Here is a 13,287-nt window from a genome sequence, read left to right as displayed (position 1 = left end):
AAACGTAAGAAAGGTAATATGGTCTCCTTGGACTGTGTATTTGGGGCAATCTACCCTGGCAATACACAAATAAAGTGCCTTAACGGAGAATAATTTACACATGACTTACGCGCCTGTAACAGACGTACTTAGCGGTAAGCTAGCGGTTGACAGTGAAGTCACTGTTCGCGGCTGGATCCGTTCACGTCGTGATTCCAAAGCTGGAATCTCTTTCCTTGCCATTTACGACGGCTCTTGTTTCGACCCGATTCAGGCCGTGGTCCCTAATGAGTTGAATAATTACCAGGAAGAAGTACTTAAGCTGACAACTGGTTGCTCTGTTGAGGTTACTGGTAAGATTGTTGAATCACCAGCGAAAGGTCAGGATTTCGAACTAGCAGCGACTGAAGTTAAAGTTGTTGGTTGGGTTGAAGATGCTGACACTTACCCAATGGCGAAAACTCGCCACTCTATCGAGTACCTTCGTGAAGTCGCGCACCTTCGTCCACGCACCAACGTAATTGGTGCAGTAGCCCGTGTTCGTAACTGCCTATCTCAAGCTATCCACCGTTTCTACCACGAGCAAGGCTTCTTCTGGATGTCTGCGCCACTGATCACTGCATCTGATGCTGAAGGTGCTGGTGAAATGTTCCGCGTTTCAACGCTTGATTTGGTGAACACACCAATGACAGACGCTGGCGAAGTCGATTTCGATAAAGACTTCTTCGGCAAAGAAACGTTCCTAACTGTATCTGGTCAGCTAAACGCAGAAGCCTACGCTTGTGCCCTTAGCAAAGTGTACACTTTCGGCCCGACTTTCCGTGCCGAGAACTCAAACACCAGCCGCCACCTAGCGGAATTCTGGATGGTTGAGCCTGAAGTTGCATTCGCTGAGCTTGACGATGTTGCCAAGCTTGCTGAAGACATGCTGAAGTACGTGTTCAAAGCGGTACTGGAAGAACGTCGTGACGACCTTGAGTTCTTTGCCCAGCGTATCAACAAAGATGCAATTACGCGTCTAGAGCAGTTTGTTAACTCTGACTTTGCACAGGTTGACTACACCGATGCTATCCAGATCCTAAAAGATTCTGGCCGTGACTTCGAGTTCGACGTTGAGTGGGGCATCGACATGTCTTCTGAGCACGAGCGCTACCTAGCAGAAGAGCACTTCAAAGCACCGGTTGTTGTTAAGAACTACCCGAAAGACATCAAAGCTTTCTACATGCGTATGAACGACGACGGCAAGACTGTTGCTGCGATGGACGTACTAGCACCAGGTATCGGTGAGATCATCGGTGGTTCCCAGCGTGAAGAGCGCCTAGAGCTACTGGACAAGCGCATGGTTGAGATGAACATCGATCCTGAGCACATGAGCTGGTACCGCGACCTGCGCCGCTACGGCACAGTACCACATTCAGGCTTCGGTCTAGGCTTCGAGCGTCTAGTGACTTACGTAACAGGTATGGCTAACATCCGAGACGTGATCCCGTTCCCACGTGCACCACGCTCTGCAAACTTCTAATTTCGATTAGAAGAGCACTGATAAATACCCACAGGACGAGCTATGCTCGTCCTGTTTTTTTATGGCACTCATCCCAATAGATATTTCCAACTCGCTTTCCCCTCCCCCCTTATTCCCATTACCTTCTAATTTTGAACCGGCTATACCAGCTTGGCTTCGTACCTGCACTTTTGACCTCGCTAGGACATATCTCCTTGGCAATGCGCTATATATTGTTATATAGATGGAATTCAGTGACTTGCTGTCGGGAGGTAATATGATAAAGCGGATTTTAGATAGGCTTGTCTTCGGTGGGCTGTTGATTGCTACCCTGCAAATCCCTATGCTGGCCGATCACTATCTGCAGTACCTGTCTGGGTTTTACGATGCGGCCACCCAACAAGTTGAGGCCTACCGTAGCAATGCCCAACAGCATGGCTTTGACAGTGCCGAAAGTATGGTTTCCTCGCTACTTCAGGAAGACAACCCTGTGGTTCGGGTCGATGCCGAACAAAAGCTCAAAGTACTGCGGCAACATGGCACGCTGGAGCAAGGCATGGCAATACTGGCCAACGGCCACCTCGTCGATAAGACCCTGTATATGTTTAACCCGGCAAGATTCAATGAGCTTCAACGGGTACTTGTCCATTTCACGCCCGGGATTCCACTCGATGTCAGCAGCATTGCGTTCTGTGTTGTGGTGGCATTGGGGCTTAATCTGGTGCTCTATTTACCTTTTGTTGTATTTCGCCGCCAACACAAAAAAGCTGTCGGCCCTGTTCCTTCAACAAGCTAGCTGGTGAGATTTAATACAACTGCTAGGGCAAAAATAGCTTGCTGCCTTTGCTAGATAGACTTCCCTTATAGCTTCGAATAAGCTTATGCCCATCTGCTTGAGCCTCTCAAGCCTCCCTAATCTTTATGAGTCCATTATGATCAGAGATGTCACCCTAGCCCCGGCAAACCAATGGAAAAAACCCTTCGTTTCCGAAGTGGCTGAAATTATCAACCTGCTCAAAGAGTATGGCTACGATGGTGCAGCCCTTGCAAAATTAACGGGTCTGCAAGAGAAAAAACTCTCTGATTGGATGTCCCGCTACAAGCGTGAACCTGAGAATATTTCAGATATCCCCTACCCTTGCTGGTGCTTCCTCTGCGCCTTGGCGGGTCGCCCTAACATCCAGAATAACGGCCAGCCGCTTGAGGTCGATGCAAGAAAAGTCATGCGCGCGTTCAAGCCAACTGCGTTCAAGAACAAAACAGCCTTTGAAATGCCGACTGAAAAAGAGTTCAAACGAGTCATCGGTGACAATACCTTTACCGGTATCACCATCGACAGTTTGTGTGAGGCTTTCCAATGGAAACCAGCCCAGCTCGCCGAAAGTATGGAAAAAGGCACACTGCCGTTTTTGAACTGGTGCCTGATCTTGATGCTGTGTGGGTTTAACATCCAGAAGATGTTGCTCAACCAGCATGAGGGAGAAATCAACCTAGATGAGATTGCTGGGTAAAACAACAAAGGCTGCCCATGGGCAGCCTTTTTTTCGTGTTAAAGTTCAGGGCTATTCTGTTGCTTCCGGGCGGAATTTGTATTGCACCCCTAGCAGGAAGTTGCGCAGGATCTGATCTTTACACTCGCGGTAGTGCTTGTTGTCAGGCTTTCTGAAAAACGCACTTAGCTCGTGCTTGCTCATGTTGAAATCAACACTCTTCATGATTTCCAAAATATCTTCCGCTTTGTAATTCAGGGCAATGCGTAGCTTCATGAATATCATGTTGTTGGTTAAGCGAGCTTCTGGCTCAGGCTGTGGCCCTTCTTTCTTGCCACGTTTTTCATTGATTAAGCCATTAAGGAAGATCGCTAGCTCGCGGTCCGTACATTTAGTAAATGCAGGATCATCCTCTTTTTTTAGCCAATCACTAACTTGCTCACGCGTCACTTCATGCTCAGCAGCAGCAAAAATATTGATCATCGCTGAGTCATTAAAATCAAAGGTATAGCGAAGGCGTCGCAAGATATCGTTATTGAGCACAGTAAATCCTAAAATCAATGCAGTCTTGCCAATATGGCTTGCTGCGGTATGGTCCCCCCACAACATAATACTGCTTAGAGGGGGCTGGGATGCGTAGTCTAACAGATATTCGACGTCGAAGATTCATTCACGCAATCCAAGCTGGTATAGTGCCACCCCAGATTACACAATGAAGTAGACATTATGGACCACCAACCGAATAACCCATTACATGGCCTTACCCTGCAAAGGATCCTCGAGGAGCTAGTCGACCATTACGGTTGGGAAGAGCTGGGTCAAATTGTCAAAGTCCGTTGTTTCAACAATGACCCAAGCATCAAATCAAGCCTGAAGTTCTTGCGCCGCACCGAATGGGCACGCAAAGAAGTCGAGCAATTGTATCTCGACACCTTCTTCCTTTAATTGCCGCCGATTAGCGCCAATAACTGCTGGCTCGCGTCTTTCGGTGAGTCAGCATGGCATATCGCAGATACCAGTGCGATACCGTCTGCGCCCGCTTCAACCACCGCTCTGATATTACTCTCGTTAATCCCACCAATTGCGACTAACGGCAACTGGCTAAATGCAGACGCTTTTGCAAGGCCTTCCAAACCCCATGCATAAACGGTATCGGTTTTGGTCGTTGTGGGAAATATCGCACTCAAGCCAAGGTAATCCAATGGCAGCGACTGGGCAGCCTCAAGCTGCTGTTCATTTTCTACCGATAGTCCCAAGATTTTATCATCGCCAATCAAGCGGCGGGCTACGTCCGCCGGCATATCTGACTGGCCGAGGTGAACGCCGTCAGCATCCACAGCCAGGGCAACATCAACCCGATCATTGATGATCAACGGGATCCCCGCCTCTTGCAACATTGGCTTGATGGCTTCCGCCCGCTGGATAAAAGCCCGGATATCACCATGCTTTTCACGCAGTTGAACCATGGTGACCCCTCCGGCTATCGCCTCGCGGATCACAAACTCCAGTTGCTCAATATCCTGATACTCATCGGTCACCAAGTACAGTCGGTAATCGTACATGGCTTTCCCCTTATCGCACGCTAATCTTTAGGCGGGTCTTCAACGTATCTTCATCAAGCTGATAGATAGCATCCAACAAGTTCATCTGCAAACTACCCGGCCCTGCCGACTTAGCTGCAGCGATTTCACCGGCAACACCAAGAATTGCTGTTGACGAGATACCCGCACTAACTTCATTGGAGCCAACGGCAGCAAACGCACCGGTCAATGCCGTATGTGAGCACCCCATGCCTGTAACGAAAGGCATCATTTCGTGGCCGTTATCCAGTGCAACCACACCATCTGTGCTGACAACATAATCTGTGGCTCCGGAAATCACGACAGTACAGTTATGGCTTTCAGCCAAGGCTTTAGCGGCATTCACCGCCGCATCGCTGCTATCAAGCGCATCGACACCTTTACTCTGTGCAGACTCACCAGCCAGTGCGATAATTTCCGACGCATTGCCACGGATGATCAAGTTATCTGCCAGTTTGGCCAGTTGACGGGATGCGTCAGTACGTAACTGGCTTGCACCGCAACCGACCGGATCAAGGACAACAGGTTTGCCATTGGCATTAGCTTGCTCCACCGCATAGATCATACGCGGCAACCACTGGCTATCCAGCGTACCGATGTTGATCACCAAGGCTCCGGCAAAGCCCATCATCTCTGCCATTTCTTCACGGCTATGTGCCATGATTGGTGATGCACCCACAGCAAGCAGTGCGTTTGCTGTATTGTTCATCACAACGTAGTTAGTGACATTAACAACCAAAGGTTTGCTCTCACGCACCTTCGCCAGGGCATCACACACATGCTGAATCAAGTTCTCAGTGTCGGTATTCAAGGCTGCATTCCTTATTCGATGTTCTTAAACCGATAGATTATACCTAAGTTGCCACCGGCATTGGGCTTGATACAACACAAACACAATTATAATTTGTTAATTGCCTCAATATCTTCCTCTGGCAAGACAATCGCATCAGGCACCACAACCTCTCCGCTGGCATTGGTCTGAATGTCATCTCCCGGCGACCAATCATATCCCTCATCCGTGGACTGACAGCCTCCCAGCATCAGAACAAGCAACCCACTAATCATTACCCACCTGAAATGAATCATAGATACCCCCTTTTTTCTTCTGCGAGTAACTATAGCTTTGGTGAAAAATGGTGGGGGGAGATCTCACTTTTCACGCATTTTTTGTCATCCACTTTATCTTTGTCCATGATTAATAGATAAAAACAACTCATCCTACCACTTAAGGAAAGCTGACATGGACATCCGCATTACCCACAATGGATCGATTCTTGATATCCAACTCACCCGACCTGATGCCAAAAATGCCCTTAACCAAGCCATGTACCACACCCTCGCTGATACCATTACTCAAGCGAATCAGTCACCGGAAACACGGGTAATCGTCTTACGCGGCCTGCCAGAAATATTTTGTGGCGGTAATGACATGCAAGATTTCGTGGCTATCTCGCAGGGTATGGCTGATTTTCATGGCGAACGCTTCATGAAGTCATTGGTTGAGTGTGAAATACCCATCGTCGCGTCGGTTTCAGGCCCAGCGGTTGGCATTGGTACTACTATGCTGCAGTTTGTCGATGTGGTTTATTGCTCACCAACAGCCGTGTTCAAGACGCCGTTTGTCCATTTAGGGCTATGCCCGGAGATGGCATCAAGCACGGAGTTCACAAAAATCATCGGCCTGAGAAAAGCCAAAGAAATGTTATTGCTCGGTGCGCCAATGACCGCCGATGAGGCGCTCGCTCTTGGTTTCATCAACCAGATCAGCGATACCCCAGATGACTTGGCTGTCCAATGCGCTGAACAAATCGGCCAACTTCCTCCTAGGGCTATGCGGATCAGTAAACGTATGCTCAGCCAGCAGGATAAAGAACGGCTGCTTAAAACCATTGAAACCGAAAACGTAGAGCTAATTAAACGGATCAGAAGTGACGAGGCCAAAGAAGCCGTCAGTGCCTTTTTGGAAAAGCGCCCTGCAAAATTTAGTTAACTTGAGGCGGTTGGCAATTGAGGGAATCGTACCGAATTTAGATAATACAGGCCAGTGAAGCACTGGCCTGTATAGGAAGGTTTAGACAGTAACTACTTCAGCTTGGCTGCCCAATTCTGCCTTGTTGGGTTCATCTTCATCTTTGACAATACAAACCACAAGACCGGCGAAAATCATCGAGGCGCCACCCAGAACAATCGCCATCATGGTGTTGCCATCGAATGCCCATCGGGTGAAAAACCCCAAGATCCCTGCAGCTAGGATTTGCGGCAATACGATAAAGAAATTAAAGACGCCCATGTAAAAGCCCATCTTTTTAGCCGGCAATGCGCCCGCCAAAATCGCGTAAGGCATACATAGGATACTTGCCCATGCCAAACCAATTCCCACCATGCTTACCATCAGCATGGCCGGGTTTTGGATAAGCGAGATAGACATCAAGCTAAGGCCACCGATAACCAGTGACAGACAATGGACAAACTTACGGCTAGTACGCTGTGCCAACCATGGTAGGGCGAACGCGGCTAACGCTGAGATACCATTATATGCTGCGAAGCATAGGCCTACCCAGTCCGCCCCTTCGTTATACAATGCAGAGCTAGTATCCGTGGTACCGAAAATTTGTGACGTCACTGCCGATGTGGTGTAAATCCACATTGCAAACAAAGCAAACCAAGAGAAGAATTGCACCACCGCCAATTGCATCATTGTCTTTGGCATCGCCTTAATATCCGCAAAAATTGCTTTTAGGCTGGCTTTCTCTTCTTCTTGTTCAGGCGCCTCATTATGGAAAGCTGCCAACTCCTGCGGGGAGTATTCTTTAGTACGTAGCACTGTCCAAAGAATAGAGGCCACAAACACCAGAGCCCCGCAAAGGAAAGAAATTTTAACCGATGGCGGAACTTCACCTGATGGTGCGGTGTTAGCAACATCGAACACATTACTCAGCAAGTATGGCATTGCCGAAGCAACTACCGACCCCACACCGATGAAGAAAGTCTGCACTGCAAAACCTTGGGTACGCTGCTCCGACGGCAGGTTGTCAGCCACCAATGCCCGGAATGGCTCCATCGAAATGTTGATAGAAGCATCTAGGATCCACAGCATACCGGCAGCTACCCACAAATATGGCGAATAAGGCATGATAATCAACGCCAAGGAAGAAGCGATAGCTCCACAGAGGAAATAAGGTCTACGACGGCCTAATACCGTCCAGGTACGGTCACTGAAATAACCGATAATAGGCTGTACCAACAGGCCAGTTAGTGGTGCTGCAATCCAAAGAATAGGGATTTGATCAATGCTTGCCCCCAAGGTTTCAAAAATTCGGCTAACGTTGGCATTTTGCAAGCCAAAACCAAATTGAATCCCCATGAAGCCGAAGCTCATATTCCATATCTGCCAAAACGTAAGGCGTGGCTTTTCCATTGAGTGTTCCCCGATAATGCCTGCTGCAAACACATTGATACTGCAGCAGATTTACAACATTCGGACAAAGCTGATGATCATATTTATGTTATTTAGTATGTTTCTGAGCTATTCGAAGTGAAGACAGGATTTTTCCATGTTTACATCGTAAATTCAGACCAAGATCATCACATTTGACCGATTTCCATCGGGACGCAATGCTATGACAACCCCACCCCTACCAACTGTGACCAGTTTCACATACAGTTACACTTACATACTGGCTTTATAATTTAATTACGTTTTTAGATGAAATTTATACAAAAATGGTGAGATTTGACGCACAAAACATCGGCATATTCATGATTTTTGTTGTAATTTTCTTGCAGCCGATAATGATGAAAGTTTGAACGCTTTGTGCAAATGTTAGTGAAAACTAATAACATTTCGTTGCTGTCATATTTTATTTGGCCAAGATGTTACAATTTCTTGTCAATGCCCGGTGATAAAAGGTATAAAGAACATATTGACCCTTTACCATTACCAGCATGGATGATTGACAATGTTTGAGAAAATTTCTGCTGCACCCGCCGACCCAATTCTTGGTTTAACTGAAGAGTTTAAAAAAGATACCCGCCCAGAGAAAATTAACCTTGGTGTCGGTATCTACAAAGACGAATCAGGGAATACCCCTGTTCTAGCAACAGTAAAAAAAGCGGAAGCGATTTTGCTAGAAAAAGAAACCACCAAGTCTTACCTAAGTATTCCTGGCACGGCAGAATACGGCCTAGCTGTTCAGCAACTGCTGTTTGGCAACGACTCTCCAATCATCTCTTCAAAACGCGCCCAGACGGCACAGGCCCCTGGCGGTACAGGTGCATTACGTTTGGCGGCCGAGTTTATCAAGCGCCAGCTTGGTGATGTAAAAGTGTGGATCAGCAACCCGACTTGGGCGAACCACAATGGTGTGTTCACCGCAGCTGGCCTTGAAACCGTCCAGTACAGCTACTACGATGCGCAGAGCAAAGACATGGACTTTGACGCAGCGCTTGCGGACCTAGCTAATGCAGCCCCAGGTGATGTCGTACTTCTACATGGCTGCTGCCATAACCCAACCGGTATTGACCCTCAAGCACCACAGTGGCAACAACTTGCTGATCTATGTAAAGAAAAGCAACTGCTGCCGATGTTTGACTTTGCCTATCAGGGCTTTGCCAAAGGTGTTGAAGAAGATGCCCAAGGCCTACGCATTTTTGCTGACCTTTGTGAAGAACTTCTTATCGCCAGCTCATTCTCGAAAAACTTTGGTCTGTATAACGAGCGTGTCGGTGCATTTACACTTGTCGCCAAAGATAATGCAGAAGCAACAACCGCATTCAGCCAAGTGAAAAGCATTGCCCGCGTGATCTACTCAAACCCACCAGCACACGGTGCAGCGATTGTGACTGAAATCCTGAACGATGCAGCCCTTCGTGCCGAATGGGAAATCGAAGTCGCCGATATGCGTGACCGCATTCAGGAAATGCGTACTCTGTTTGTGCAGACACTAAAAGATCTGGGTGTAGAAGCTGACTTCAGCTTTATCGAGCGCCAGAACGGTATGTTCTCGTTCTCTGGCCTGAGCAAAGAGCAGGTTAACCGCCTGAAAGAAGAATTCGGTATCTACATTGTTGGCTCTGGCCGTATCAGCGTTGCGGGTATGACCAAAGCAAATATGCAGCCTCTATGTAAAGGCATTGCAGCGGTTCTATAAACCTTTGCTCAATGACAACAGATAAACTAAAAACGGGCGCACTGCGCCCGTTTTTTTGTAACGTATATCTGCTTTGATAGTTAGCCAGACTTGTCTAGAGGTAGCACGTTACAGAACAACTCTCTTTCGTATTGATGTTCCAACTGCTCGCGCCAAGGTTTGTTCGTCACAGGGATCAAATAGAAAGTCTCTCGTGATGTATCAGTGACAAATGCCATACCATGCTGCATGAGTTCATAATGGATGTCGTTTACAAATCCTAGCGAAAAGCTCTGACGTCCTGTCAACTGGTTTATGTCGTCCCTAGTTAAACTCACGCCTTGGTCTTCGTTAGCGAATCGAACGCGCAACCAGTCGGAGAACTCCCTAGCACTTATCATTGTCATAAACTCGCCTCCGCATAACACATCTTGAAAACCAAGACGTTACTGATAGGTGTCTATTTATAATAAGTTATAGCAGAGATGAGACATAACGACAGGAGAATGCAACACGTTTATCATTGAGATACAAAATAACGCATTTTTGAGACAGTATTACAAACGTTGCAGAATAGCGTTGTTTAGAAGAAATGTCGGATTGATTTAAAAGGGAGGTAATACCCGCCCCTGATAGCATCAGGAACGGGCCTGGCTGTAATTCCAAAGCCGGCTCGGATCACTCTGCATCACACAGTGTGCTCCGTAGCAGAGGAATTAAAGTGCTTTGTAAAGCACCTTGTTGCCCGCCAGTTGGATGCGCTCAACCAAACCTTCTTCGGTCAGTTTTTTCAGCGCACCAGTCGCCCAAGAAGCCGCTTTGGTGTCTTCCTGGCCTGCTTCAAGACCAATGCCTTTCGGATTGATACCTTCTGCGTTCTTAACAACAATATCCAGCACTTGCTGCTGTTTTGGAGTCAAAGACACTTTTACAGCAACCGGGGCTGCCGCTTCTACTGGCTTCTGCTCTTCAACAACAGGTTTCGCCGCTGGAGCAGCTTTTACTGTTTCTGCAGTTGGTGCTTTTTTCACAACAGCTTTCACTGCTGCTGGTTTTGCTTCAACTACCATGCCCTTAAGGCGTTTTTGTAGTTTCAGCTGAACTTTACGTTTGTGAGAGATTCTCATTAAATTTCCTACTCCGTTGCACTACTTTCAGTCACCACCATTCATCAACCTGAAAACAGAACAGGCTGATACTTCCAGCGGGAAAAAGTAAGCGCGTGTTATACCAAGGATGTCAGAGAAATGCCAGCGAACGGTTATTTCATCCTCAACAAAAGATGATTTTACTCAAAAATAAGCGACTACCTCTCATTTTTGACTATTTCCAACTGGCAGAAAAAAGCTTGAAATAAAAAGATGTTAGGGAATTTTGCAGGGATTTTTCTCCATCTTCGCCAAACATCTGGATAAATCCACATATGCAATTAAAGATGCATAAGCCATGATAATTTCACTTCTTGAGTGATCGTTTTTGCCATTTCAACGATACTTAAGATGATCAAAACCAGCTCGGTAATGGCAATGAGTGACAGTTTAAAGACTAGGTATATCACCACCGGCATCACCCCCTACCAAGCGAACCTGTTTATTGCAGGGATTGCCGGCTTCGTCGTTGCTACATTTATCGGCGTAATTTTCCCCACAGTTGCCCCGCCAGTTGTCGCCATCTTATTGATTGGTGCTTGTATCATGATGTTGGTTGGCTATAAGTACTCCCAGGGCCCCGAACTGTCGTTCACCCTAACCTTCATGCATATCCAATTTCACAGCCATTACGGGGGATGGTTAGCGCGGTGGAAAAATATCGACAGCATCGCCCAAGCCAGTATTGCCAAAGATGGCTGGCACCAACCCGTGCCTTGGGTTGGGGTAAGGCTTAAAGACTACGAGGAGTTCATTGACTCAATTTGCCCACGAGTCGCTACCAAGCTCCTCATCGATCAGCGGATCCTGCTTATCATGGCTCACAAAGGCATCGACAATCCGCCATATGAAATCGAAGACATTATGTTTGACGATCACCACTACACCACAATGACAGGTCATACACTCAAGGGGCTTCAAGCCATGCTTGCCAACCGGATGCACTATAACCGTGAACTTATCGGTTACGACTTTTTTATCTCGGAAGACTTCCTCGACCGCCCTGCTGCCGATTTTGCCGGTTTGGCAAGGCGCTACCTCGCGGCAAGCTAACTTATGCTAAGCAAATTTGAAGTTAAGCTACCGCCGCATCCGATGCCGACTGGGCTTTAAGAAATGGCATCAACAACAAACCTATCACCCCGGCCGCAATAGAAATCACCACGAAAAAGCCCGTCCAATGGAAGTATTCCATCACCAATGCCAACGGGTAGCCAGCCAACGCCGCCCCCATGTAAGCAAATAAGCCGACAAAACCCGTAGCAGCCCCTACTGAATCTTTATGCGAGCACTCTGCTGCAGCCATACCAATGAGCATTTGTGGGCCGAAGACAAAAAAGCCCACGGAGAAAAAACACCCTGACAGCAATGCGAAATTCTTCACCGGCATCAGCCAAAGCGCGGCCACCGACAGGAAGATCCCAATCGCAAAAATAACATTCATCGGCCCCCGGTTGCCGCCAAACAAACGGTCAGATCCCCAGCCAGCAACCAGCGAGCCAACAAAGCCACCGATTTCAAACAATGACAATGCCATGTTGGCCTGGATCAAGCCATAGCCCTGCTGCTCACTGAGGTACAGGTTACCCCAGTCGTTAATGGCAGTCCGTACTACGTATACCAGCACATAGCTGAAGGCCAGCAGCCATATATACTTGTTGCTAAGGACATACTTACGCAAGATCTCCCGTGAGCTAAGGCCAAACCCCTCACGCTCATGAGTCAGTTCAAGCCTGTCTTGGCGCCACTCACCGACAGTGGGCAAACCAAGGGTATTCGGCTTATCACGAAGCCGCCAGCACAGCATGGCACCAATCACCACAGCGATGGCACCCGGTACAATAAAGCCCAGTCGCCAGCTATAGTGCAACGTCAAGTAACCCACCAGCAGTGGGATCATGGCCCCGCCAACATTATGGGCCGTATTCCATATCGACCACCAAAAACCACGCTCCGAACGGGAATACCATGTGGTCATCAGCTTCGAGCAAGGTGGCCATCCCCACCCCTGGAACCAAGCATTACAGACCCATAATGTCATCAACCACCACAGTGAATCGGCAAAACCGAACATGATGTTCACCACACCGGTTGCCATCAGGCCAATACCCATGAAATAGCGCGGGTTGGAGCGGTCAGATATCACCCCAGAAAGGAACTTAGAGGCCCCATAGGTGATGTAGAACAGCGTCCCCATCATGCCGATATCAGACTTGTCCAAGCCAAGATCGACCAGCATGGTCGGCATGGCATAGTTGAAGTTTTTACGTGTAAAGTAGAACACCGCATAACCCACATACATGGTCAGCATGATATGCAAACGCCAATAGCGATAGCGCGCATCGACATTGTCAGGTTGGCACTTAGCCTCTGGTTCAGGTGGCGTTTTTACCCCCCCTAACATCGGTGATTCCACAAATACACTCTCACTTCAATCTATTTTAAGCAGCGAAGCCGTGC

General features: G+C 47.9%; 15 protein-coding genes. 7 read left to right on the top strand and 8 right to left on the bottom strand.

Translation table 11 applies throughout. The features are described 5' to 3' along the window. Positions 1-100 precede the first annotated feature (100 nt). The 3 genes from asnS to C9J01_RS07555 all read left to right on the top strand — a co-directional run bounded on the left by asnS (position 101) and on the right by C9J01_RS07555 (position 2,991). Positions 101-1,501, top strand: a complete 1,401-nt coding sequence (gene asnS / locus C9J01_RS07565; protein WP_107297542.1) for an asparagine--tRNA ligase — start codon at positions 101-103, stop codon at positions 1,499-1,501. Positions 1,502-1,757: 256 nt separating this feature from the next. Then, positions 1,758-2,276 (top strand): DUF2937 family protein, encoded by a 519-nt coding sequence (locus tag C9J01_RS07560; protein WP_158264505.1) that lies wholly within the window; start codon positions 1,758-1,760, stop codon positions 2,274-2,276. Between the two features lie 136 nt (positions 2,277-2,412). Next, entirely contained in the window at positions 2,413-2,991 is a 579-nt protein-coding gene (locus tag C9J01_RS07555; RefSeq protein ID WP_107297540.1) for a hypothetical protein, read from the top strand. Positions 2,992-3,042: 51 nt separating this feature from the next. Here C9J01_RS07555 and C9J01_RS07550 read toward each other — a convergent pair whose 3' ends face one another. After that, complete coding sequence (locus tag C9J01_RS07550; protein ID WP_107297941.1) at positions 3,043-3,513, bottom strand: YehS family protein; 471 nt, start codon at positions 3,511-3,513, stop codon at positions 3,043-3,045. 183 nt (positions 3,514-3,696) lie between these two features. Here C9J01_RS07550 and C9J01_RS07545 point away from each other — a divergent pair, with 183 nt between their 5' ends. Further along, complete coding sequence (locus C9J01_RS07545) at positions 3,697-3,915, top strand: VF530 family protein (RefSeq protein WP_039464239.1); 219 nt, start codon at positions 3,697-3,699, stop codon at positions 3,913-3,915. Here the strand turns inward: C9J01_RS07545 and thiE are convergent. The 3 genes from thiE to C9J01_RS07530 form a co-directional block, all read right to left on the bottom strand. Further along, complete coding sequence (thiE, locus tag C9J01_RS07540; protein WP_107297539.1) at positions 3,912-4,532, bottom strand: thiamine phosphate synthase; 621 nt, start codon at positions 4,530-4,532, stop codon at positions 3,912-3,914. The genes C9J01_RS07545 and thiE overlap by 4 nt on opposite strands. Positions 4,533-4,542: 10 nt before the next feature. Beyond that, positions 4,543-5,340: a hydroxyethylthiazole kinase gene (gene thiM, locus C9J01_RS07535; protein WP_107297940.1), complete on the bottom strand. Its 798-nt coding sequence runs from the start codon at positions 5,338-5,340 to the stop codon at positions 4,543-4,545. Positions 5,341-5,447: 107 nt separating this feature from the next. After that, positions 5,448-5,636, bottom strand: a complete 189-nt coding sequence (locus C9J01_RS07530; RefSeq protein WP_107297538.1) for a hypothetical protein — start codon at positions 5,634-5,636, stop codon at positions 5,448-5,450. A gap of 154 nt (positions 5,637-5,790) precedes the next feature. Between C9J01_RS07530 and C9J01_RS07525 the strand changes: the two genes are divergently transcribed. After that, complete coding sequence (locus C9J01_RS07525) at positions 5,791-6,540, top strand: enoyl-CoA hydratase-related protein (RefSeq protein WP_107297537.1); 750 nt, start codon at positions 5,791-5,793, stop codon at positions 6,538-6,540. Between the two features lie 81 nt (positions 6,541-6,621). Here C9J01_RS07525 and C9J01_RS07520 read toward each other — a convergent pair whose 3' ends face one another. Beyond that, positions 6,622-7,968 carry an MFS transporter gene (locus tag C9J01_RS07520; RefSeq protein ID WP_107297536.1) on the bottom strand — a complete coding sequence of 449 codons (1,347 nt, stop codon included), beginning with the start codon at positions 7,966-7,968 and terminating at the stop codon, positions 6,622-6,624. 541 nt (positions 7,969-8,509) lie between these two features. On the opposite strand from C9J01_RS07520, the gene C9J01_RS07515 reads away from it, so the two are divergent. Then, positions 8,510-9,700 carry an amino acid aminotransferase gene (locus C9J01_RS07515; RefSeq protein WP_107297535.1) on the top strand — a complete coding sequence of 397 codons (1,191 nt, stop codon included), beginning with the start codon at positions 8,510-8,512 and terminating at the stop codon, positions 9,698-9,700. An 80-nt stretch (positions 9,701-9,780) separates the two neighbouring features. On the opposite strand, the gene C9J01_RS07510 is transcribed toward C9J01_RS07515, so the two are convergent. Together C9J01_RS07510 and C9J01_RS07505 are read right to left on the bottom strand one after the other, a co-directional pair. After that, positions 9,781-10,086 carry a hypothetical protein gene (locus C9J01_RS07510; protein ID WP_107297534.1) on the bottom strand — a complete coding sequence of 102 codons (306 nt, stop codon included), beginning with the start codon at positions 10,084-10,086 and terminating at the stop codon, positions 9,781-9,783. Between the two features lie 309 nt (positions 10,087-10,395). Then, a complete protein-coding gene (locus C9J01_RS07505) occupies positions 10,396-10,806 on the bottom strand; it encodes a MarR family transcriptional regulator (RefSeq protein ID WP_107297533.1) in 411 nt (136 codons plus the stop codon). A gap of 372 nt (positions 10,807-11,178) precedes the next feature. On the opposite strand from C9J01_RS07505, the gene C9J01_RS07500 reads away from it, so the two are divergent. Next, on the top strand, positions 11,179-11,880 hold the full coding sequence (locus C9J01_RS07500; RefSeq protein ID WP_237156902.1) for a DUF2982 domain-containing protein: 702 nt from the start codon (positions 11,179-11,181) through the stop codon (positions 11,878-11,880). A 22-nt stretch (positions 11,881-11,902) separates the two neighbouring features. Here C9J01_RS07500 and uhpC read toward each other — a convergent pair whose 3' ends face one another. Continuing rightward, positions 11,903-13,231, bottom strand: coding sequence for an MFS transporter (uhpC, locus tag C9J01_RS07495; RefSeq protein WP_107297532.1), 1,329 nt, complete (start codon positions 13,229-13,231; stop codon positions 11,903-11,905). Between the last annotated feature and the right edge of the window lie 56 nt (positions 13,232-13,287).

The sequence above is a fragment of the Photobacterium rosenbergii genome, assembly GCF_003026455.1.
Classification (GTDB): Bacteria; Pseudomonadota; Gammaproteobacteria; order Enterobacterales; family Vibrionaceae; genus Photobacterium; species Photobacterium rosenbergii.
The sequence above is the reverse complement of the archived record's forward strand: the minus strand, read 5'-3'. Positions and strand labels throughout refer to the sequence as shown.